We start from the raw sequence: 21,974 nt of genomic DNA, 5'->3' as shown, positions 1-21,974 counted from the left end.
CGCGAAATGCCCGCACATGGGTAAGGGCCGGACACAATACTGACGGGTCAGTAAGTTTCGGTACCGTAATCTCCACCGAATCTGTACCGGCCGATTACGGCCTCCCGCGCGCCCCGGCGGCCGGCGGACCACCACGTCGCGCCCGGCGGCCCTCCCGCGCCCGGTGATCGCCCCACGCCCGGTGGCCGCGCCGCGCCCCGTGGCCGTCCCGCACACCGGGCGGGGCCGGCCCCTCGTTCACCTCCGGGCCGCCACAACCTCCTCCGGCGCCGCACCAGGCGCCTCGCGGGGCGTCGGCCGGCCCGTCCGTACGAGCACCAGCACCAGGACAGCCGCGGCCGTCCCGGCCAGGCCCGCCACCACCAGCGCCCCGTCCAGGCCCGAGGCGAAAGCGGAGCGCAGGGTGTGCTCGGAGAACGGGCCGCGCAGCGCCCCGGCACCACCGCCGGCCAGCGTGTGGGCCGCGCCGGCGGGAAGCGTGCCGGACATCCGTGAGGTGAGGACGGTGCCGAAGACGGCCACCCCGAGCGCGTACCCGAGCTGCCGGACCGTGTTCACCGCGCCACCCGCCATCCCGGACCGCTCCGGGGGAACGGCCGTCAGGGCCGCCCCGGCCACCGTCGGCGCGACACACCCGGTGCCCACCCCGACCAGCACGAAGCCGGGCGCCGGCGCCGTCCAGTCCGAACCGGCGTCCAGCACCGCCTGGCACAGCGTGCCCGGCGCGATCAGCAGGAGCCCCCCGCCCACCGTCAGCCACCCGGGCGCCCCGTGCAGCAGCCGTCCGACCAGCACCGCGACCAGCATGGCGACCACCGTCATCGGCAGACGACCCCGTTCCTGCGCCGCGTCAAGCAGCTCACGTACCCCCTGCCCCGCTGACCCCTGCTCCCGCCCGTCACCCTCCCCGTCACCCGCCCCGCCGCCGGAGTCGCTCCCCGCCCGCCAGGACCGCCGCGGCCAGCGCGTCCGCGGCGCCCTCGGTCGCGCCGCGGCGGCTGCCGTGGACGAGGACGAAGTCCACCTTTCCCAGCTCGGGCAGGCCGGAGCGCTCGGGCAGCCGGAACAGGCCGGGCGGGATCAGCCGGCGGGAGTGGGCCATCACACCGAGGCCGGCCCGGGCCGCGGCGATGAGCCCGTTGAGGCTGCCGCTGGTGCACACGATCCGCCACTGCCGGCCCTGCCGCTCCAGCACCTCCAGGGCACGGGCCCGGGTGAGTCCGGGCGGCGGATACACGATCAGCGGGACCGGCCGGTCGGGGTCCAGGCGCAGCCGTTCCGCGCCGATCCACACCAGGTCGTCGCGCCAGACCAGCGTGCCGCGCGGATCCTCCGGCCGCCGCTTGGCCAGCACCAGGTCCAGCTTCCCGGCGGCCAGCCGCTCGTGCAGGGTGCCGGACAGCTCCACCGTCAGCTCCAGGTCGACCTCCGGATGGTCGTAGCGGAAGGCCTCCAGGATCTCCGGCAGCCGGGTCAGGACGAAGTCCTCCGAGGCGCCGAATCGCAGCCGGCCACGCACGCGCGTACCGGTGAAGAACGCCGTCGCCTGCTCGTGCACGGCCAGGATCCGGCGGGCGAACCCCAGCATCGCCTCGCCGTCCTCCGTCAGCTCGACCGTATGCGTGTCCCGCGAGAACAGCTGCCGGCCGGCCGCGTCCTCCAGCCGGCGCACATGCTGGCTGACCGTGGACTGGCGCAGCCCCAGCCGCCGGGCCGCCTGGGTGAAACTCAGCGTCTGGGCGACCGCCAGGAAGGTGCGCAGGTGAGTGGGTTCGTACACACCCCGAGCCTAGGGTCTTTCGTTCGGATCAGGCCGGACCCGCGAGCCCGGCATGATCCGAACGAGAGGGCCTAGTGCCGTCATCGTGGATCGTGATGACTGTCAGAGCGGTGTACGGGTTTCCCGATCGGCCGACGGAAGGGCACGATGGACGAGGGGGCGGGCCGATGGACGAGGGGGCCCGCGGGCCCGGGACCGGACGACACACGCACAGCACAATCGGAGCACCGTGAAACGCCTGCGCTGGCCGGCTTGGCTGCCGATCGACCCGTACATCGTGCTCCTGCTCGGGACGGTGGGTCTCGCCGCGCTGCTCCCGGCCCGCGGCACCGGCGCGGACGTCGCCTCGGGCGCGTCCACGGCCGCGATCGCCTTCCTGTTCTTCCTCTACGGTGCCCGGCTGTCCACCCGGGAGGCGCTGGCCGGACTCACCCACTGGCGGTTCCACCTCACCGTCCTGGCCTGCACCTTCATCCTCTTCCCGGTGTTCGGGCTCGCCGCGCGCGGGCTCGTGCCGGCCGTGCTGACCCAGCCGCTCTACCAGGGCCTGCTGTTCCTGACGCTGGTGCCGTCCACGATCCAGTCGTCGATCGCGTTCACCTCCATGGCCCGCGGCAACGTGCCCGCGGCGATCTGCGCCGGTTCCTTCTCCTCCCTCGCCGGCATCGTGCTCACCCCGCTGCTCGTGGCGGGACTGCTCGGCGGCGGAGCCGGTTTCTCCGCCGACTCGCTGGTGAAGATCGTGGGCCAGCTGCTGGTTCCGTTCCTCGCCGGGCAGCTGCTGAGGCGCTGGATCGGGGATTTCATCGCCCGGCACAAGAGGGTCCTCGGACTCGTCGACCGAGGTTCCATCCTGCTGGTCGTCTACACCGCGTTCAGCGAGGGCGTGAACCAGGGCGTCTGGCACCAGGTCAGCGCCGTACGGCTGGCCGGTCTGCTCGCCGTCGAGGCCGTGCTGCTGGCCGTGATGCTCGCGCTGACCTGGTACGGCGGCCGGGCGCTCGGTTTCGGCCGCGAGGACCGGATCGCCCTCCAGTTCGCCGGGTCGAAGAAGTCCCTCGCCTCCGGACTGCCCATGGCGAGCGTCCTGTTCGGTGCCCACGCCTCCCTGGCCGTCCTGCCGCTGATGCTGTTCCACCAGATGCAGCTGATGGTGTGCGCCGTCATCGCCAAGCGCCGGGCCCGCGACCCGCTGGCGAGCGCGGACCCCGCCGGGGAGTCAGCCGCGCACGGCGTCCAGGGGCAGCCACAGGACCGTGTCCCGCGCTGACCGCAGCACCCGCGGGTCCGCCAGCTCCGCGTCGGTCAGCGCCCGGTCCCAGACACGCACCTCGTCGAGTGCGCCGGTGAGGGCGGCGCGGCCGTCCATGCGCCGGCCGAGGTGGACGCCGAAGGGGGAGTTGCGGCTGACGGAACCCGGTGGGCCGGCGACGTCCGACCGGGCGCCGTCCACCGACAGCGACAGCCGGCCGGCGCCCCGGCGGAGCACGGCGTGGTGCCACTGGCCGTCGTTGTAGGCGGTGTCCGTGCGCACGTACGCGGTCTGCGGCGCACCGGATCCGTACCGCACGGTGACCAGCCCCTGGAGGCGGTGGTTCGCCGGCTCGCCGCGCAGCCACACCTGCGGCTGGCTGGTGCCGATGCCGCCCATCCACAGCATCGGCTGCTCCCCGGCCGTCGCCGTGTACCGGAACCACAGCGACGCCGTGAAGTCCTTCTCGCCCAGGGGCAGCCCCGGGCGGTACGGCAGGCGTACGGCGTCGTCGGTGCCGTCGAACTCCAGCGCGCCCCCGGACACCCCGTCCGTCTCCTGGGCGTCGCCGAGCACCGCGGCCGGGCGGGCGTGCCGGGCGCGATCGGCGGTGACCGGGTCGGGACCGCGGCGCGGCGCGAGCCGGTCCTCGGTGAAGCGGGCGAAACGGATCTCGTCCCGCGCGTCCACCGCGCCGCCCTCGTACAGCAGGCCGACCGTGCCGTGGTCGACGCGCACCAGGTCGGAGTAGCCGGACCAGTCCGTGGTGACCACCGTGCCGCGGTCCACCGTGTCCCAGGTCCGGCCGCCGTCGTAGGAGGAGCGGATCATCATCGTGCGGCGCCGGTCGGGGTCGGCGGGGCAGGCGAGCAGCAGGCGGTCGCCCAGGCGCAGCAGCGAACCCTGCACCTGCGGGGTGTACAGGCCGGGCAGGGCACGGAAGGGCGCGGTGAAGCTGCCGCCGCCGTCGCGGCTGACGGCCTGCGTGCGGTGGCCGAGGTCGGTGCCGTCCTGCTCCCGGCCGCTGACCAGCACCGAACCGTCCCCGCGCTCGGCCAGGGTCAGTTCGGAGGGCTTCTGCCGGAAGGTGCCGTCGGCGGCGACGGGCCAGGTGTCGGTGGCACCGATCCGCCAGTGGTCCCCGTGGTCGTCGCTGACGATCAGCGCCGCGTGGTTGGCGCTCACCCTGCCGCCGTCCCAGGTCTCGGTGTTGACCCCGAACACCAGGCGCCCCGCGTACCGGCCGCGGGTGAGCTGGATGCCGTGCACGGGCCCGGTGGCGTACCAGGAGTTCCAGTCGGCGGGCAGGATCTCCGGGCTCAGGTCGCGCGGCGGCGACCACGTCCGGCCGGTGTCGTCGCTGTACCGCAGATGGGGGGTGCGATCGCACGGCACCGAACAACTGGCGCTGTCCGTACGGCCCGTGTTGTACGTCTCCGCCAGCCAGATACGCCCGGTCGAGCGGTCCACGACCGGTGCGGGGTTGCCGTGGGTGTCGCCGGCGCCCTCGTCGACCACCTGCAACGGGCCCCACGTGCGCCCGCCGTCGGTGGACCGCTTGAGCACGATGTCGATGTCGGCCGCGTCCCCGCAGTTGAGGACCCGGCCCTCGGCGAACGCCAGCAGGGTGCCGTCGGCCGCCCGCACGACCGCCGGGATGCGGAAGCACGCGTACCCGGGGTCCTGGGAGGCCCTGAACAGCACCTGCTGCTCGAACTCCGGTGACCCGTCGGCCGGTCGGGCCTGCGCCGGATGGGCCGGGAGGAGCGGGGTCAGCAGTGCGCCCACGGTGAGAACGGCGGTGGCCAGTGCGGATCCGAGACGGGCGTGAAGACCTGACGGCACGGAGCGACCTGCCCTTCGTCGGCCGGACAACTGGACGTCCGGACATCCCACGTCCAACGTGCGTCTCTTCGACGGTAGTTGGGGGTGCGGCGGCTCACAAGGAGCGTGCGGGCACTTACGGGCGCAGGAGGACCTTGCCGAGGTTGGCCCGGCTGGTGATCACCTCGTGGGCCTTCGCCGCGTCCTCCAGGGCGAACTCCCCGTGCACGACGGGCCGCACGGCACCCTCCCTGTACAGCCGCCACAGCTCCCGACGCCAACGTTCGTACAGGTCCGGCCGGTCGCGCGCGATCAGCGCCATCTGGAAGCCGATCACCGACTTGGCCCCCACCAGCAGGTCGTACGCCCGGACGGTGCCGCCGCCCGAGCTGTAGGCGACCAGGCGGCCGAGCGGGGCGAGCGCGGCGAGGGCGGGGGTGAGCAGGTCACCGCCCACGGCGTCCAGCACACAGTCGACGGGGTCTCCCCACCCGTCGTCGCCGTACCGGACGCAGTCGTCCGCACCCAGCGACCGGACGAACTCCGCCTTCTCCGGCCCGGACACCGCCCCCACCACCCGGCCCGCGCCCCGCGCCCGCGCCAGCTGCACCGCGAGGTGCCCGACCCCGCCGGCCGCCGCCGTCACGAGGACCGACTCCCCGGGCGCGAGCCGCGCCGCATCCAGGGCCCCGAGCGCCACCAGCCCGCTGCGCACCAGCGCGACCGCCGTCACCGCGTCCGCGCCGTCCGGTACCGGTGAGGCCATGTCCTCGCGCAGGACGGCGAAATCGGCGTACCCGTGCCCGAAGCACAGACCGGTCACCCGGTCGCCGGGCCGGAACCGGGTCACCCCCCGGCCGGCCGTGACCACCTCGCCGGCGATCTCACCGCCCAGCGGGACCGGCTCCGCGGCCTCGGTGACCTTGCGGACCACCGGCAGGGTGACACCGACGGCCGCGCAGCGCACCAGCAGCTCCCCGGGGCCCGGCTCGGGGACGGGGACATCCTCCAGGAGCAGGGGGCCACCGGTGGACTCGTACCGGACGCGGCGCATCGCACCTCCACAGCCGGGCAGGCCCGGACAGTCGTTGGGATCCCCCACGAATTCGTGGGGGATCCCAACGATAGGAGGTGTTCGTTGGGAAGTCCAATGATTCTTCGGCTAGGCTTCCGGCATGGCCGAAGCATCCCTGCCCGCGATCCGCTCCCTCCCCAGCTGGCTGCTCGGCCGGGCCGCCGCGCGGGGCCGCGCCCTGGTCGCCGAAGCCCTCGCGGCCGAGGGCATGCGGATGTGGCACCACGTCGTCCTCTCCGCCGTCCGCGACCTCGCCCCCGTCGCCCAGGCCGACCTCGGGCGCGCCGTGAGCCTCGACCCCAAGGACGTCGTCGGCATCCTGAACGACCTCCAGTCCACCGGCCTGGTCGACCGCGCCCCCGACCCCCGCGACCGGCGCAAGAACGCCGTCACCCTCACCGAGGACGGCGCCCGGCTCCTCGTACGCTGCGAGAGGGCCGCCCGCGAGGCCAACGACGCCCTGCTCGCCCCGCTGACGCCCGCCGAACGCGAGCAGTTCACGAGCCTGCTGGTCCGGATCTCCGGCACGGACGGCTGAGGACGGCGCGAGGGCACGACGGCAAGAGGGCACGGCGGCGCGACGGCGCCGGGGCGCCTGCGAAAGCAGGCGCCGGCGAGCGCCGACCGGCCGGTCCGCCCACCGGGAGTGTGGTCAGCCCTGGGTGGCGGCCTCGGTCTCCCGCAGGACGATGCGGTCCTCACCCGCGTACACGTTCATCGAACTACCGCGCAGGAAGCCGACCAGCGTCAGACCGGTCTCCGCCGCCAGGTCCACCGCCAGCGAGGACGGCGCCGACACCGCCGCCAGCAGCGGAATGCCCGCCATCACCGCCTTCTGCGCCAACTCGAACGAAGCCCGACCCGACACCATGAGAATCGTCCGGGACAGCGGCAGACCACCGTGCTGGAGCGCCCGGCCGACCAACTTGTCGACCGCGTTGTGCCGGCCCACGTCCTCCCGGGTGTCCAGCAGCTCCCCGTCCTCGTCGAACAGGGCCGCCGCGTGCAGGCCGCCGGTCCGGTCGAACACGTGCTGGGCCGTGCGCAGCCGGCCGGGAAGGTCCGCCAGCAGCTCGGGAGTGACGCGCAGCGGGGGAGTGTCGGCGATCGGCCAGCGCGCGGTCGTACGGACCGCGTCCAAACTGGCCTTGCCGCACAGCCCGCAGGAGGACGAGGTGTAGACGTTCCGCTCGAGACTGAAGTCCGGGAGCGTGACGCCCGGCGTGGTCCGCACGTCGACCACGTTGTAGGTGTTCGCACCGCCGTCCCCGGTGGCCCCCGCGCAGTAGACGATGTTCTGGAGGTCGGCTGCCGTGGCCAGGACGCCCTCGCTCACCAGGAACCCCGCCGCCAGCGCGAAGTCGTCGCCCGGGGTGCGCATGGTGATGGCGAGCGGCTTGCCGTTCAGCCGGATCTCCAGGGGTTCCTCGGCGACCAGCGTGTCCGGCCGGGCGGACACCGCGCCGTCCCGGATGCGGAGGACCCTGCGTCGTTCCGTGACTCGTCCCATGTTCTGATCAGCCCCGGGTTCGGTACGTGGTGGCCGGAACGGCCCTTGATGCAGCCGTGGGTCACCGGGCCGTCGTACGGCGAGGCGACCTTCACCGTCTCATTGTCCTGCACACGGAGGGCGAGCGTGCGGCCCGCTTCCGCAGCCCCGGTACCCCGCGGGCGGGCCGGCGGGAATGCATCCGCCCGGGCGCCCCGGTGAGTGACGGTGCGGACCATGGGCGACTCACGGGCGTACCCCACCTTCCGTTCCACCTTCCGTTCCACTGCCAAGACGGCTGCGTCCCAGCAGGCCGGGCGTCTCGCGGACCTCCTGCTGGAGCGACGCGAGGACCGGCCGGCACGGCATCTGGCCGGACGACCCGGACGCGGACCGGTCCGGCCACGCCGGATACGAAGGGGTCCGCATCCTGTGCCACGGCGACGACACGGACGGCGAACGGTGGTCCGCCCGGCACACCGTCCTCGTCCACGTGACGAAGCGGGGCCACCCGGCCCGCGCCCGCGTGCTCGCCGCGCACATCGACGGCACGGTGCTCGGCGAGACGCGGACCGGATGGTGAGGCGGCGCTCGCGCGCACGTCCGGCGGTCCGACCGGAGCGTACGCCGGCGGTCCGACCGTGGCGCACGTCGGCGGTCCGACCGGAGCGCGTGCCCGGCCCTCTGACCACAGCGCGTGCCCGGCTGTCTGACCGGAGCCGACAATCCCGACACCCGATTCCTGTGGCTTCACCTGCCGTCGTACCCGTGAGTCACTGCTCAGACTGAAGGATCCCGCTACCCGGCAACGAGGGGATCCTCTGCATGAACGGCTCGCGCATCGCCGCCATCGGTCACTACCAGCCCGCCAAGGTGCTCACCAACGACGATCTGGCAGGCATGGTCGACACCGGTGACGAGTGGATCCGCAGCCGGGTGGGCATCCGCACCCGGCACATCGCCGGCCCCGACGAACCCGTCGACGAACTCGCCGCGCACGCCGCCGCCAAGGCGCTCGCCGCGGCCGGCCTGGCGCCACACGACATCGACCTGGTCCTCGTCGCCACCTCCACCGCCATCGACCGCTCCCCGAACACCGCCGCCCGCGTCGCGGCCCGGCTCGGCATCCCGAGGCCCGCCGCGATGGACGTGAACGTGGTGTGCGCCGGGTTCACCCACGCGCTGGCCACCGCCGACCACACCGTCCGGGCCGGCGCGGCCACCCGCGCCCTCGTCGTCGGCGCCGACAAGATGTCCGACGTCACCGACTGGACCGACCGCAGCACCTGCGTCCTCGTCGGCGACGGCGCCGGGGCCGCCGTGGTCGAGGCCTGCCGGCCGGGGGAGGAGCCCGGGATCGGGCCGGTGCTGTGGGGTTCGGTGCCGGAGATGGGGCACGCCGTACGGATCGAGGGCACGCCGCCGCGGTTCGCCCAGGAGGGGCAGAGCGTCTACCGGTGGGCCACCACCCGCCTGCCGGCCATCGCCCGCCAGGCCTGCGAGAAGGCCGGGATGGTGCCCGGGGACCTCGCGGGCGTCGTCCTGCACCAGGCCAACCTGCGGATCATCGAGCCGCTGGCCGAGAAGATCGGCGCCGTCAACGCGGTGGTCGCCCGCGATGTCACCGAGTCCGGGAACACGTCGGCCGCCAGTATCCCGCTCGCCTTCTCCAAGCTGGTCGAGCAGGGAGCGCTCAGCACCGGCGACCCGGTACTGCTGTTCGGCTTCGGCGGCAACCTGTCGTACGCCGGGCAGGTCGTACGCTGCCCGTAAGGCCTCCGGAGTCCTGACTCCCGCCCTCACCCTCACGTGCCGTACACAAGGCCTCGCACACGGTGCGGCGCCGCCGATCCACCGCCGCCCGAACCGCCCGGGACACCGTCCGGCGTGCGGATACGCAGGTGAAACGCGCTCCGAAACCTTGGTATTGTTGTCCATGTCGCCGCGGGGAACACACCCACGTGGCGGCAGACACCTGGTCCGGGTGGCGGAATGGCAGACGCGCTAGCTTGAGGTGCTAGTGCCCTTTATCGGGCGTGGGGGTTCAAGTCCCCCCTCGGACACCAGCGAACCAGCGAAGACCCCAGTGCTCCTGGGGTCTTTCTGTTTCCCCGGCTGTGCTGTGGCGGACCCTGTGACCAGCGGTCCGGTGTTCCCCATGACGGTTCGGACAGGATGCCGACCGGTCAGGAGGCGGTATCTCGGCCCGGAACCTGAACCGGCGTACGCTGTCCCGCCGTGACCGCCTCGCCGAGGAGGCCGAGGAACCCGCGTGCAATTCAGACACACCCTGATCGACGTGACCCCGCTTCGGTCCTCACCGCCGTTCCGGCGGTTGTGGGCCGGGCAGGCTCTGTCGGTTCTCGGCAGTCAGATGACGCTCGTCGCCGTGCTGCTCCAGGTCTGGCAGATGACGAAGAGCACCACCTGGACGGGCGCCGTCGGGCTGGCACAGGCGATTCCCCTCACAGCGCTCGGACTGTTCGCCGGGTCACTCGTCGACCGAGTGGACCGCCGTAGGTTCTACCTGCTCACCACCAGCGGGCAAGCCGTGTGTTCGTTACTCCTGGCGCTTCAGGGATTCCTCGGGCACCTGCCTGCCGCCGGTGTACTCGGGCTGGTCGCCCTCCAGTCCTGCTTCGTCGCGGGCGGCGGCCCGGCCTCACGCACCTTCATTCCCCACCTCCTGCCCGAGCACCAGCTGGCTGCGGGTCTGGCGCTGCGACGCATCGCCTTCCAGGGCGCCATGCTGTTCGGTCCCGCGTCGGCCGGACTGATCGTGGGCGGGCTGGGAGCCGGCGTCTGCTACCTGATCGACGCCCTGACCTTCGTCGCCGCCTTCTACGGTGCCTTCGGCCTGCCGCGGATGAAGCCGGGGGACGAGCCCGCACGGCCGGGCCTGCGCGGGGTGCTGGACGGTCTGGCCTTCCTGGCCCGCACTCCCGTCATCCGCGGCGCCCTGCTCACCGACCTGGCCACCACCGTACTGTCGATGCCCATCAGCCTGTTCCCCCTGGTCAACGCCGAGCGATTCGGCGGTGACCCGCGCACTCTCGGGCTGTTCCTCACGGCCGTCGCCGTCGGCGGGGTTGCGGCGTCCCTCTTCTCCGGGACTTTCACCAGGTGCGCCCGCCCGGGCGTCGTCATGCTCGCCGGATCCGCCACCTGGGGCGCGGCGTTGACGCTGTTCGGCCTGTCACCCGACCCATGGGTCGCTCTGGCCTTCCTCGTCCTGGCCGGTGCCGCCGACACCGTCTCCGTCGTCTCCCGCAGCACCGTCGTCCAGACGCACACTCCCCACGCACTGCTCGGCCGCGTCAGCGCGGCCGAGCAGATCGTCGGGCAGGCCGGACCCGACCTCGGCAACATGCGCGGCGGCCTCGTCGCCGATGCCACCTCGGGAGCAGCGGCACTCGTCAGCGGTGGCCTGCTCTGTCTCGGCGCCGTGGCCGCGGTGGGCGCCACCACGGCAGACCTGCGCGGCCCTCTCGTCGCCCGGAGCGCCACGCCGCTCGCGGGCCCGGAAAACCCCGTGCCCCGGCCGGACCGTCCTGCCTAGACTCGCACCGAACCGGCGCCGCCCCCGCAGTGGGCCGCCCGGGTGACCGCCGTGTGGACTGAGGGGAGCCGGGCCGTGTGTGAGCGCACCGCTGTCGTCGCTTCCCGTTCCCGGTACACGGTGATCCTCGTGTCCTCGTCCGGCCGGTGCCCGCTGCGCGGCCGGCACCGGATCCCGTGACGCCCCGCTGACCTTCCCCGCCCGTCCGGCCGCATGCCGGACGCGGCCCGCGGGCCGGCGCTCTCCGGGCGCACGGGTGATCGCGCTGCCCCACTTCACCCTCCGAAAGGCACCGGGCCGTGCGTACGACCACCAACCCTCTCGCCGCTGTCCGCAACATCGGCATCCTCGCCCACGTCGACGCGGGCAAGACCACCGTCACCGAGCGCATCCTGTATGCGACGGGCACCACCCACAAGCGGGGCGAGGTGCACGACGGCACCACCGTCACGGACTTCGATCCGCAGGAACGCGACCGCGGCATCACCATCTTCGCCGCCGCGGTCAGCTGTGCCTGGGACGGTCACCGCCTCAACCTGATCGACACCCCCGGACACGTCGACTTCGCCGACGAGGTCGAGCGGTCGCTGCGCGTCCTGGACGGCGCCGTCGCCGTGTTCGACGCCGTCGCCGGGGTCGAGCCCCAGAGCGAGTCGGTGTGGCGGCAGGCCGACCGGCACGGCGTGCCGAGGATCGCGTTCGTCAACAAACTGGACCGCGCGGGCGCCGACCTCGACCGGGCCGTCGGCTCCATCCGGGAACGGCTGCACCCCACCCCGCTGGTGGTGCAGCTGCCGGTCGGCGCCGAGGGCGGCTTCACCGGTGTGGTGGACCTGGTCCGGATGCGGTCCCTGGTCTGGGGCGAGGGCGAGGGCGAGGGCGCGGCCGTGGAAGGGGCGGTGCCGGAGGAGTTGCGGGAGGAGGCGGTACGGCGGCGACGCGCGCTGGAGGAGGCGGTCGCGGAACGGCACCCGGCCGCACTGGAGGAGTTCTGCGACCGCGAGACCCTCTCCGCCGCGACCCTCACCGCCGCCCTGCGCGACCTGACCCGCAGCGGGGACGGCGTGGTCGTGCTGTGCGGCTCCGCCTACCGCAACCGCGGCATCGAACCGCTGCTGGACGCGGTGGTCGCCTACCTGCCCTCGCCGCTGGACGTACCCGCCGTACGGGGCGTCCACGACGGCGCCGGGCAGCACCGGGCCGCCGATCCCCGACTGCCTTTCGCCGGGCTGGTGTTCAAGGTGAACGCGGGCGCCAACGGGCGCCTGGCCTACGTGCGGGTCTACTCGGGCACGCTGGAGAAGGGGGACACCGTGCGGGACACGGGCGCCGGAGGCACCGAGCGGGTGGCGCGCATTCTGCGGGTCATGGCGGACCGGCACGTCCAGCTGGACCGGGCGGTCGCCGGTGACATCGTCGCGGTCGCGGGCATGAGGTCGGCCCGTCCCGGCGCCACGCTGTGCGACCCCGCGGCGCCGTTGCTGCTGGAACCGCCCGTGGCCGCCGATCCCGTGGTGTCCGTGGCGGTCGAGGCACGGCGGAGCACGGACACCGGGCGGCTCGCCACCGCACTGGCCCGGCTCGCGGAGGAGGACCCCTCGCTGGTGGTGCGCACCGACGCCGAGACCGGGCAGACCGTGCTCTCGGGAAGGGGCGAACTCCATCTGGAGGTCGCGGTGGAGAGGATCCGCCGTGACGGCGGGCCGGAGGTCACCGTGGGCCGGCCGCGGGTCTCGTACCGGGAGACGGTGGCCGGTGGAGTACGCGGGTTCGTGTACCGGCACGTCAAACAGGACGGTGGGGCGGGGCAGTTCGCGCACGTCGTCCTGGACGTGGAGCCGCTCGGTCCCGACGTGGGCGCCACCGGCTTCGTGTTCCGGTCGGCCGTGACCGGCGGCCGGGTGCCGCAGGAGTACGTGCGCGCGGTCGAGGCCGGCTGCCGGGACGCCCTCGCCGAGGGACCGCTCGGCGGGCACCCGGTGACCGGGCTGCGCGTCACGCTCACCGACGGCTCCACGCATGTGAAGGACTCGTCCGACACGGCCTTCCGCACCGCCGGCCGGCTCGGTCTGCGCGCGGCCCTGCGGGCCTGTACGGCGGTCCTGCTGGAGCCGGTCGCCGAGGTCGCGGTGACCGTTCCGGACGACGCGGTCGGCGGGGTCCTCGGGGACCTGGCCGCACGGCGCGGCCGGGTCGGCGGCTCGCAGGCCCGCGGCGGCGCGGCCGTCCTGACCGCGACCGTGCCACTGGCCGAACTGTTCGGCTACGCCACCCGGTTGCGCAGCCGTACCCAGGGCCGGGGCACGTTCACCACCCGGCCCGCCGGCTACGCGCCGGCACCGGTGACGACGCCCGCACGGTGACCACCACGTCGGCGGGGTGACCGCCCCACCCGTGGGGCGGCCGCCCCACCCGTGGGGCGGCCGTCCGCACGGTGACCACCACACGTGGCGTGACCGTCCCACGCGTGGGGCGGCCGTCGTCCCCGTCGCCGGTCCGTGCCCGGCACCCGCTCACGGTGTGCCGGGCACGGACCGCGCAGGGGCGGATCAGGGGTGGCCGGCACGGCGGAGGGGTCGTCGTGCGCCACGGACAGGCCGGTGCGCAGCACGTGGTCCCGGACACCGCGGGGCCGGCAGCCGGGGACGGCCGGGGGGTGGGTGCACGGCCGGCCGGGTCGGGAGCGGGCGGCAGACCCTCGCCCCGGCCCCGCCCAGCCGCCGCGTTCTACACCAGCCGGCTCTCCAGGCCGGCCCGCCATGTCGGGGAGGTCGCGCGGCGCGGGACGGAATGCGGGCGGTGGCCGCCACGGGTGAGGAACGCGGCCAGGGGGAGGACCGCCGCGCCCACGGTGACCGCGTCCGGGCCGAGGTGGCCCAGTTCGATACGGCTGCGGCCCGCGGGAAAGCGCAGGGCCTGTGCGAGGGCGTGGGCGCGGACCTGGTCCAGGAAGGCGGTGCCGAGCTGGAGTCCCGCCCAGCCGCCGACGAGGACCCGTTCGGGCTGGAAGAGGTTGATGAGGTCGGACAGGCCCGCACCGAGGTACCGGGCGGTCTCGGCGAGCACCGCCGCCGCGACCGGGTCGGGCTCCGCCCCGCCGTCCGGGCGGGCCGCGGCCAGCAGTTCGGTCAGCGCCCGCTCCTCGCCGGCCCCGGCCGACGGCCTCCCGCCCGCCTCCCGCCACCGTGCCACCAGCGCCTCCGCACCCGCGTACGCCTCCAGGCAGCCCCGCGCCCCGCACCGGCACCGGCGCCCGCCGACCCGCAGCGTCAGGTGCCCCCACTCCACCGCCCTGCCCTGGTCCGCGTCCTCGGTGACCACACAGGCGCCGACCCCGGAACCGAAGAGCACCACCACGGCGTTGCGGGCGCCGCGCCCCGCGCCGAACCACATCTCGGCCTGCCCCAGCGTCTTGGCGCCGTTGTCGATGAAGTAGGGCACGTGCGCGGGGAGTTGACCGGTCAGCCGGAGCAGCCGCTCCAGGGGGACCGCGTCCCAGCCGATGGTCTGTCCGTGGACGACGGCGCCGTCCTCCCCGGTGTCCTCGATGATGCCGGGGACGCCGATGCCGACGCCGAGCAGCTCACCGGGGGCGCCCTCGGCCGCTCGCAGCACCTCGGTGATCCCCTGACGGACGTGGTCGACGACGGTGTCGACGTCGTAACCGTGCGAACCCAAGGGGCGCTCCGCGCCAGCCAGTTCGGTGAGGCCGAGGTCGAACAGCGCGATGCGGACCCGGGTTTCGCCGATGTCCACCCCGATCAGCCGTCCGCTGTCCGGCCGTACGCGCACCAGCCGGCGCGGCCGGCCCGCCTCGGCGCCGACCACTCCCGCCTCTTCCAGCAGGCCGTCCGCCAGCAGCTCGGCCACGACGTTGCTGACGGAGCCCGAACTGAGCCCGGTGGCCGGCCCCAGCGCGTACCGGCTCATGGGCCCGTCGAAATACAACCGTTGCAGAACGGTGCTGCGGCTCTCCCGCCGCAGGTCACGCACCGTACGGCCACCCCGTCCACCCACCTGGCCTCCCTGTTTCGCGTGTTTTTCGGGCCCGTGGGAGGGGCCTTCGCTGCCGCATCCCTTGACGAGCGTTTCTCTTGAGGTTTAACTCACGTCCTAAATTAAGCCATGAGGATCTCGGGGCGCCGGACGGGGTGCCGGCCACCGCGAGCAGCCTCTGGGTTCGACTCCCGGAAAGGGACACCAGGAGCCATGCGCAGCATCCGAGCCGCGGCCGTAGGCGCCGTCACCATGTCTCTCGCCCTCGCGGCCACGGCCTGCGGAGGCGGTTCGTCCGACCAGGGGGGCTCCGGCGACTCGCCGAAGACGCTCACCTACTGGGCCAGCAACCAGGGCGCCAGCATCGCCGTGGACAAGAAGGTCCTCCAGCCCGAACTCGACAAGTTCCAGAAGCAGACCGGCATCAAGGTGAAGCTGGAGGTCGTGCCCTGGTCCGACCTGCTCAACCGGATCCTGACCGCGACCACCTCGGGCCAGGGTCCGGACGTGCTGAACATCGGCAACACCTGGAGCGCCTCCCTCCAGGCCACGGGCGCGCTGCTGCCGTGGGACGACGGGAACTTCGCGAAGATCGGCGGCAGGGACCGGTTCGTGGACTCCGCGCTCGGCTCCACGGGCGTCCAGGGCAAGGCACCGGCCGCCGTACCGCTCTACTCGATGGCGTACGCGCTCTACTACAACAAGCACATCTTCGCCGACGCCGGCATCACCAAGCCCCCGGCCACCTGGGACGAACTGATCGCCGACGGCAAGAAGATCAAGGCCGAGGGCAGATCCGCGCTCGGCGCCGAGGGCGCCAACGTCTCGGAGAACATCCACCACGTCTTCGTCTTCGCCAAGCAGCACGGCGCCGACTTCTTCACCCCCGAGGGCAAGCCCGACTTCACCGACGCCAAGGTGGTCGACGCGGTCAAGCAGTACGTCGACCTGATGGCCAAGGACAAGGTCATCCCGACCGGTGACGCGGAGTACGCGCAGAACCAGTCCGTCAGCGACTTCGCCAAGGGCAAGCAGGCCATGCTGCTGTGGCAGACCGCCGCCGCCAACCTCAAGAGCCAGGGCATGAGCGAGGACGCCTACGGTGTCGCCCCCGTGCCCGTACGGTCCGGCGCCCCCGGCACCGGAGCCCAGACCAACTCGATGGTCGCCGGCATCAACATCGCCGTCTTCCGGAACAGCCACAACCTCGACGGCGCCACGAAATTCGTGAAGTTCATGACCGGCGACGCCGAGCAGAAGATCCTCAACAAGGCCTACACCACCATCCCGCCGGTCAAGGGTGCCCAGGGCGACCCGGCGTTCAACGCCCCGGCCACCGCCGTGCTCAAGCAGACCCTCGCCACCAGTGCCGCCCCGCTGCCGCAGGTGGCGTCCGAGTCGCAGTTCGAGACGGCGGTCGGTACGGCCGTGAAGGACCTGTTCGCCGACGCCGCCGCCGGACGCGCGGTCACCACCGACTCGGTCCGGGCCAAGCTGGAGAAGGCCCAGCAGCAGATGCCGGCGGCCTGAGCGCGATGACCACGACCACCACCGCCCGCAAGGAACCGGTGCGGCCGATCTCCCCCGGTGCGGCGCGCGTCCCGCGCCGCACCGGGCGGATCCGCCGCGTCTCACTGCCGTACCTGCTCCTCCTGCCCGCCCTGGTCCTGGAACTCCTCGTCCACCTGGTGCCGATGGTCATCGGCATGGTGATGAGCTTCAAGGAACTCACCCAGTTCTACATCCGTGACTGGGGCAGCGCCCCCTGGTCCGGCCTCGGCAACTACCGCCTGTCGGTGGACTTCGACGCCCCCGTCGGTGAGGCCCTGCTGCACTCGTTCCTCGTCACCGTCGGCTTCACCCTGCTGTCGGTCGGTCTGTGCTGGCTGACCGGCACCGCCGCCGCGGTGTTCATGCAGGACACCTTCCGGGGCCGCGGCCTGCTGCGCGCCCTGTTCCTGGTGCCGTACGCGCTGCCCGTCTACGCGGCCGTCATCACCTGGGTGTTCATGTTCCAGCACGACAACGGCCTGGTGAACCACGTCCTGCACGACCAGCTGCACCTCACCGGCAAGCCGTCCTTCTGGCTCATCGGCGACAACAGCTTCTACGCCCTGCTGACCGTGTCCGTGTGGAAGGGCTGGCCGTTCGCCTTCCTCATCGTGACGGCCGGCCTGCAGAACATCCCCGGCGAGCTGTACGAGGCCGCCGCCCTCGACGGCGCGGGCGTCTGGCAGCAGATCCGCCGCATCACCCTGCCGTCGCTGCGCCCGGTCAACCAGGTGCTGGTCCTGGTGCTGTTCCTGTGGACGTTCAACGACTTCAACACGCCGTACGTGCTGTTCGGCAGGTCCGCCCCGGAGTCCGCCGACCTGATCTCGGTCCACATCTACCAGGCCTCCTTCGTCACCTGGAACTTCGGCACCGGCTCGGCCATGTCCGTCCTGCTGCTGCTGTTCCTGCTCGTCGTGACGGGCGGATACCTGCTGCTCACCTCGCGCGGACGGAGGGCCGCCGATGTCTAGCCCCAACTCACCGATGGCGGCACCTCGTTCGTTCGTCTGGTCCCGGCGGATCTTCCTCACCCTGCTCGCCGGTTTCGTGCTGGTCCCGGTGTACGTGATGGTCTCCAGCTCGCTGAAGCCCCTAGCGGACGTCACCGGCAAGTTCCGCTGGCTGCCCAGCGGGCTGACCGTCCGCCCGTACATCGACATCTGGTCGACGGTCCCGCTCGCCCGGTACTTCGTGAACTCGCTGATCGTGGCGGGCGCCGCGACCCTGTGCTCGGTCGTCATCGCGGTGTTCGCGGCCTACGCCGTCAGCCGCTACGACTTCCGCGGCAAGCGGGTCTTCACGGTCACCGTGCTGTCGACGCAGATGTTCCCGGGCATCCTCTTCCTCCTGCCGCTGTTCCTGCTCTACGTCAACATCGGCAACGCCACCGGCATCGCCCTGTTCGGCTCCCGCGGCGGGCTGATCCTGACGTACCTCACCTTCTCCCTGCCGTTCTCCATCTGGATGCTGATCGGCTACCTGGACTCGGTGCCGCGCGACTTGGACGAGGCGGCACTCGTGGACGGCTGCGGCCCGCTCGGCGCCCTGCTCAGGATCGTCGTACCGGCCGCGGTCCCCGGCATCGTCGCGGTCGCCGTCTACGCCTTCATGACCGCGTGGGGAGAGGTCCTCTTCGCGTCCGTCATGACCAACGACACCACCCGCACCCTCGCCGTCGGCCTCCAGGGCTACTCCACCCTCAACGACGTCTACTGGAACCAGATCATGGCGGCCTCGCTGGTCGTCAGCGTGCCCGTGGTCGCCGGATTCCTGCTGTTGCAGCGCTACCTCGTCGCCGGGCTGACGGCGGGCGCCGTCAAGTGACCCACACCCCGCATCCCGAAGGGACTTCCGTGTCCGAACGTATCGACCTCGCGGCCCTCCCGCACGACTTCCTGTGGGGTACCGCCACAGCGGCGTACCAGATCGAGGGGGCCGTCGCCGAGGACGGCAGATCCCCGTCGATCTGGGACACCTTCTCGCACACCCCGGGGAAGACCGCGGGCGGCGACACCGGTGACGTCGCCTGCGACCACTACCACCGCTGGCGTGAGGACATCGGGCTGATGAGCCGGCTCGGCGTCAACGCCTACCGGATGTCCGTCGCCTGGCCCCGGGTGATCCCCGGCGGCACCGGCGAGGTGAACCCCAAGGGACTCGCCTTCTACGACCGGCTGGTGGACGCCCTGCTGGAGGCGGGCATCACCCCGTCGGTCACCCTCTACCACTGGGACCTGCCGCAGGCGCTCCAGGACCGCGGCGGCTGGCCGCAGCGCGACACCGCCCTCGCGTTCGCCGACTACGCCTCCGCCGTCGCCGCCCGCCTCGGCGACCGTGTCACGCTCTGGGCGACCCTCAACGAGCCGTCCTGCTCCGCCTGGATCGGCCATCTGGAGGGCACGATGGCCCCCGGCTGGACCGATCTCACGGCCGCCGTGCGGGCCTCCTGCCACCTGCTCCTCGGCCACGGCCTCGCCACCCAGGCGATCCGTGCCGCCGCCCCCGGCGCCCGGATCGGCATCGTCAACAACCTCTCCACCGTGCACGCGGCCACCGACCGCCCCGAGGACCGGGAGGCGGCGCGCCGCCACGACGGCCACGTCAACCGGTGGTGGCTGGACCCGGTGCACGGCCGCGGCTTCCCGGCCGACATGGTCGAGACCTACGGCGTCGAACTCCCGCTGCGAGAAGGGGACCTGGAGACCATCGCGGCTCCGCTGGACTGGCTCGGCCTGAACTACTACTTCCCCGCCTACGTCGCCGACGACCCCGACGGCCCCGCCCCCCACGCCCGCTCCGTGCGCCGCCCGGACGTACCGCGCACCGGCATGGACTGGGAGATCGACGCGAGCGGCATCGAGACGCTGCTGCTGCGCCTCACCGAGGAGTACGGTGCCCGGAAGATCTACGTCACCGAGAACGGCTCGGCCTACCCGGACGTGGTCCGTCCCGACGGCACCGTGGACGACCCCGAGCGTCAGGAGTACCTGGAGCGGCACCTCGCCGCCTGCGCCTCGGCGGCCCGCAAGGGTGCCCCGCTGGCCGGCTACTTCGCCTGGTCGCTGCTGGACAACTTCGAGTGGGCGTACGGCTACGCGAAGCGGTTCGGCCTGGTCCACGTCGACTACCGCACCCAGGTGCGCACCATCAAGGGCAGCGGACACCGGTACGCGGACATCGTCCGCGTCCACCGCGGCCGGACACGCCGGGCGGCCTGAGCCCGGCCCGGACGGCCGGTGGGCGCGGGTACGGGGGCCGCGCCCACCGGTCCGCACCCCGCAGGACTCCTATTGTCATGCACGCGCCACAAACTACTCACCCCCCGAGGAGAGCCGCATGCCATCCCGTATCCCGCGCACCCTGCTCGCCACGCTGACCACCGCGGCCCTGCTGGCCACCGGCCCGCTGCTGGCCACCCCCGCCCACGCCGCCGCCGTCGCCTGGGACACCGACCGCGCGGCCACCGCCTACGCCGTGAACCCGGCCGCCGTCACCGCCTCCGGCAGCGAGAACGCCGGCACCGCGGCCGGCCTCGCCTTCGACGGCAACAGTGCCACCCGCTGGTCCAGCAACTTCGCCGACGACGCCTGGATCCGCCTCGACCTCGGCTCCACCCTCCGCATCGACCGCGTCACCCTGGACTGGGAGGCCGCCTACGGCAAGCGCTACGTCCTGGAGGTGTCCGGGAACGGCACCGACTGGACCCCCTTCTACACCGAGACCGCCGGCACCGGCGGCTCCGTCACCGCGTACACCCACCCGCAGGAGGTCACCGGCCGCTACGTCCGCCTGCGCGGCCTCGAACGCGCCACGCCGTACGGCTACTCGCTGTGGAACCTCAAGGTCTACGGCGGCGAACCGGCACCGGCGTCGGCCACCCGGACGAACCTGGCGCTGAACCACCCGGCATACGCGAACTACTACCAGGACGCGGGTCACTCACCGGCGTTCCTCACCGACGGCGGATGGCCCGCCGACCTCAAGGGGGACGCGAGCCGCTGGTCGAGCGACTGGAACCAGGACCGATGGGTCTCGGTGGACCTCGGCGCACAGTCCACGATCGACACGGTGGACCTGTACTGGGAGTCGGCCTACGCCGTCGACTACCTCGTGCAGGTGTCCGACGACAACCGCACCTGGCGCACGGTGTACGAACCGACCCAGGCCGGCATCACCGCCCGCCGCGCCGACGTCAAGGCCCCCGGCGACGCGACAGGCCTGCACGACACGGTCAGACTGCCCTCCCCGGTCACCGGCCGCTACGTCCGCATGCTCGGCAAGGAACGCCGCTCCTTCTACAACCCGGCCCCCGCCACCGCCCAGTTCGGCTACTCCCTCTACGAGTTCCAGGTCTGGGGCACGGGCGGCAGCGCCTCCGCCGCCTATCCCGCGCTCCCCGCCGACCCGACCGGCACCTACCGGACCACGTTCTTCGACGACTTCACCGCCGCCGCACTCGACCGCTCCAAATGGCGGGTCGTCCGCACCGGGACGGAGATGGGCCCGGTCAACGGCGAGTCACAGGCGTACGCCGACTCCACCGACAACATCCGCACCCAGAACGGCAGCCTGATCCTCAAGGCGACGTACTGCAAGGGCTGCACGCGGGCCGACGGCGGCACCTACGACTTCACGTCGGGCCGCATCGACACCCACACCCACGCCGACTTCACCTACGGCAGGGTCAGTGCCCGGATGAAACTCCCCGTCGGCGACGGCTTCTGGCCCGCCTTCTGGCTGCTCGGCAGCAACGTGGACGACCCCTCGGTGTCCTGGCCGGCCTCCGGCGAGACCGACATCATGGAGAACATCGGCCACCCCGACTGGACCAGCACCGCCCTGCACGGCCCCGGCTACTCCGCCGACGGCAACATCGGCGCCCGCCAGACGTACCCGAACGGCGGCACCGCCGACCAGTGGCACACCTACGCGGTCGAGTGGACCCCCACCGCGCTGCGCTTCTCCGTGGACGACCGCCCGGTCCAGGAGACGACCCGCAACAAGCTGGAATCGACCCGCGGCCAATGGGTCTACGACCACAACAACTACGTCATCCTCAACCTCGCCCTCGGCGGCGCCTACCCGGCCGGCTGGAACAAGGTCACCAGCCCCTACTGGGGCCTGCCGCAGTCGAGCGTCGACAGGATCGCGGCCGGGGGAGTGCAGGCGGAGGTGGACTGGGTGCGAGTGGAGCAGAAGGGGTAAAGCCGCTGACGTCCGGCGGTGGCCCGACGCCTCGGCGGAGAAGCGCTCGGCACCCGGGAGCCGAGTCAATGTATGGCGCGCCCGCCGACGGCCGAAAATGGACGATGACAGGGGGGCGTGGGGGCCGGGGGGGGGGGCCGGCCCCCCCCCCCCCCCCCCCCCCCCCCCGGCCCCCCCCCCCCCCCCCCCCCCCCCCCGGCGGGGGGGGGGGGGGGCGGGGGGCGGGTGGGGGGGGGTGGT

The 21,974-nt window shown here is 72.8% G+C and carries 15 protein-coding genes, 1 tRNA gene and 2 pseudogenes; 11 read left to right on the top strand and 7 right to left on the bottom strand.

The window, feature by feature from the left end:
- Window positions 1-237 precede the first annotated feature (237 nt).
- Window positions 238-828: pseudogene (locus tag ACF1BE_RS22045) on the bottom strand (MFS transporter); the annotation flags it as partial.
- An 82-nt stretch (window positions 829-910) separates the two neighbouring features.
- Window positions 911-1,780, bottom strand: coding sequence for a LysR substrate-binding domain-containing protein (locus ACF1BE_RS22040; protein ID WP_392200709.1), 870 nt, complete (start codon window positions 1,778-1,780; stop codon window positions 911-913).
- Window positions 1,781-2,009: 229 nt separating this feature from the next.
- Between ACF1BE_RS22040 and ACF1BE_RS22035 the strand changes: the two genes are divergently transcribed.
- Complete coding sequence (locus ACF1BE_RS22035) at window positions 2,010-3,050, top strand: bile acid:sodium symporter family protein (protein WP_392200708.1); 1,041 nt, start codon at window positions 2,010-2,012, stop codon at window positions 3,048-3,050.
- Here the strand turns inward: ACF1BE_RS22035 and ACF1BE_RS22030 are convergent.
- Entirely contained in the window at window positions 3,000-4,877 is a 1,878-nt protein-coding gene (locus ACF1BE_RS22030; protein WP_392200707.1) for an exo-alpha-sialidase, read from the bottom strand. The genes ACF1BE_RS22035 and ACF1BE_RS22030 overlap by 51 nt on opposite strands.
- A gap of 115 nt (window positions 4,878-4,992) precedes the next feature.
- The gene (locus ACF1BE_RS22025) at window positions 4,993-5,910 is read right to left on the bottom strand and encodes a zinc-binding alcohol dehydrogenase family protein (RefSeq protein ID WP_392200706.1); all 918 of its coding nucleotides are present in this window, start codon (window positions 5,908-5,910) and stop codon (window positions 4,993-4,995) included.
- A 121-nt stretch (window positions 5,911-6,031) separates the two neighbouring features.
- Between ACF1BE_RS22025 and ACF1BE_RS22020 the strand changes: the two genes are divergently transcribed.
- A complete protein-coding gene (locus ACF1BE_RS22020; RefSeq protein ID WP_392200705.1) occupies window positions 6,032-6,469 on the top strand; it encodes a MarR family winged helix-turn-helix transcriptional regulator in 438 nt (145 codons plus the stop codon).
- Between the two features lie 114 nt (window positions 6,470-6,583).
- Here the strand turns inward: ACF1BE_RS22020 and fdhD are convergent, their stop codons facing one another.
- Window positions 6,584-7,441: a formate dehydrogenase accessory sulfurtransferase FdhD gene (fdhD, locus tag ACF1BE_RS22015; RefSeq protein ID WP_392200704.1), complete on the bottom strand. Its 858-nt coding sequence runs from the start codon at window positions 7,439-7,441 to the stop codon at window positions 6,584-6,586.
- Window positions 7,442-7,458: 17 nt separating this feature from the next.
- A pseudogene (locus tag ACF1BE_RS22010) lies at window positions 7,459-7,575 on the bottom strand (Fe-S-binding domain-containing protein); the annotation flags it as partial.
- A gap of 670 nt (window positions 7,576-8,245) precedes the next feature.
- Between ACF1BE_RS22010 and ACF1BE_RS22005 the strand changes: the two are divergent.
- From ACF1BE_RS22005 to fusA, 4 genes are all read left to right on the top strand, one after another.
- Window positions 8,246-9,193: a beta-ketoacyl-ACP synthase III gene (locus tag ACF1BE_RS22005; protein WP_392200703.1), complete on the top strand. Its 948-nt coding sequence runs from the start codon at window positions 8,246-8,248 to the stop codon at window positions 9,191-9,193.
- A gap of 205 nt (window positions 9,194-9,398) precedes the next feature.
- A tRNA-Leu gene (locus ACF1BE_RS22000) sits at window positions 9,399-9,486 on the top strand.
- Window positions 9,487-9,692: 206 nt separating this feature from the next.
- Window positions 9,693-10,979: an MFS transporter gene (locus tag ACF1BE_RS21995; protein ID WP_392200702.1), complete on the top strand. Its 1,287-nt coding sequence runs from the start codon at window positions 9,693-9,695 to the stop codon at window positions 10,977-10,979.
- 299 nt (window positions 10,980-11,278) lie between these two features.
- Window positions 11,279-13,342: an elongation factor G gene (gene fusA, locus ACF1BE_RS21990; protein ID WP_392200701.1), complete on the top strand. Its 2,064-nt coding sequence runs from the start codon at window positions 11,279-11,281 to the stop codon at window positions 13,340-13,342.
- Window positions 13,343-13,706: 364 nt separating this feature from the next.
- Here fusA and ACF1BE_RS21985 read toward each other — a convergent pair whose 3' ends face one another.
- Window positions 13,707-14,996, bottom strand: coding sequence for an ROK family protein (locus ACF1BE_RS21985; protein WP_392200700.1), 1,290 nt, complete (start codon window positions 14,994-14,996; stop codon window positions 13,707-13,709).
- Between the two features lie 192 nt (window positions 14,997-15,188).
- On the opposite strand from ACF1BE_RS21985, the gene ACF1BE_RS21980 reads away from it, so the two are divergent.
- From ACF1BE_RS21980 to ACF1BE_RS21960, 5 genes are all read left to right on the top strand, one after another.
- A complete protein-coding gene (locus tag ACF1BE_RS21980) occupies window positions 15,189-16,505 on the top strand; it encodes an ABC transporter substrate-binding protein (protein ID WP_392200699.1) in 1,317 nt (438 codons plus the stop codon).
- A 5-nt stretch (window positions 16,506-16,510) separates the two neighbouring features.
- Window positions 16,511-17,500: a carbohydrate ABC transporter permease gene (locus ACF1BE_RS21975; protein ID WP_392200698.1), complete on the top strand. Its 990-nt coding sequence runs from the start codon at window positions 16,511-16,513 to the stop codon at window positions 17,498-17,500.
- Window positions 17,501-17,513: 13 nt separating this feature from the next.
- Window positions 17,514-18,353, top strand: coding sequence for a carbohydrate ABC transporter permease (locus tag ACF1BE_RS21970; RefSeq protein ID WP_392200840.1), 840 nt, complete (start codon window positions 17,514-17,516; stop codon window positions 18,351-18,353).
- A 29-nt stretch (window positions 18,354-18,382) separates the two neighbouring features.
- Window positions 18,383-19,747, top strand: coding sequence for a GH1 family beta-glucosidase (locus ACF1BE_RS21965; RefSeq protein ID WP_392200697.1), 1,365 nt, complete (start codon window positions 18,383-18,385; stop codon window positions 19,745-19,747).
- Window positions 19,748-19,865: 118 nt separating this feature from the next.
- Window positions 19,866-21,734, top strand: a complete 1,869-nt coding sequence (locus tag ACF1BE_RS21960; protein ID WP_392200696.1) for a discoidin domain-containing protein — start codon at window positions 19,866-19,868, stop codon at window positions 21,732-21,734.
- Window positions 21,735-21,974 lie beyond the last annotated feature (240 nt).

Origin of the sequence: Streptomyces sp. NPDC014991 (genome assembly GCF_043080665.1) — a bacterium.
Classification (GTDB): Bacteria; Actinomycetota; Actinomycetes; order Streptomycetales; family Streptomycetaceae; genus Streptomyces.
Note: the sequence above shows the minus strand (reverse complement) of the source record. Positions and strands in the feature narration are given on the sequence as shown.

Bases quoted from the DNA above. Each gene is read 5' to 3' on its own strand.
- ACF1BE_RS21975 (WP_392200698.1), top strand. From the start codon at position 16,511: ATGACCACGACCACCACCGCCCGCAAGGAACCGGTGCGGCCGATCTCC.
- ACF1BE_RS21960 (WP_392200696.1), top strand. From the start codon at position 19,866: ATGCCATCCCGTATCCCGCGCACCCTGCTCGCCACGCTGACCACCGCG.
- fdhD (WP_392200704.1), bottom strand. From the start codon at position 7,441: ATGGGACGAGTCACGGAACGACGCAGGGTCCTCCGCATCCGGGACGGC.
- ACF1BE_RS22005 (WP_392200703.1), top strand. From the start codon at position 8,246: ATGAACGGCTCGCGCATCGCCGCCATCGGTCACTACCAGCCCGCCAAG.
- ACF1BE_RS21980 (WP_392200699.1), top strand. From the start codon at position 15,189: ATGCGCAGCATCCGAGCCGCGGCCGTAGGCGCCGTCACCATGTCTCTC.
- ACF1BE_RS22025 (WP_392200706.1), bottom strand. From the start codon at position 5,910: ATGCGCCGCGTCCGGTACGAGTCCACCGGTGGCCCCCTGCTCCTGGAG.
- ACF1BE_RS21970 (WP_392200840.1), top strand. From the start codon at position 17,514: ATGGCGGCACCTCGTTCGTTCGTCTGGTCCCGGCGGATCTTCCTCACC.
- ACF1BE_RS22020 (WP_392200705.1), top strand. From the start codon at position 6,032: ATGGCCGAAGCATCCCTGCCCGCGATCCGCTCCCTCCCCAGCTGGCTG.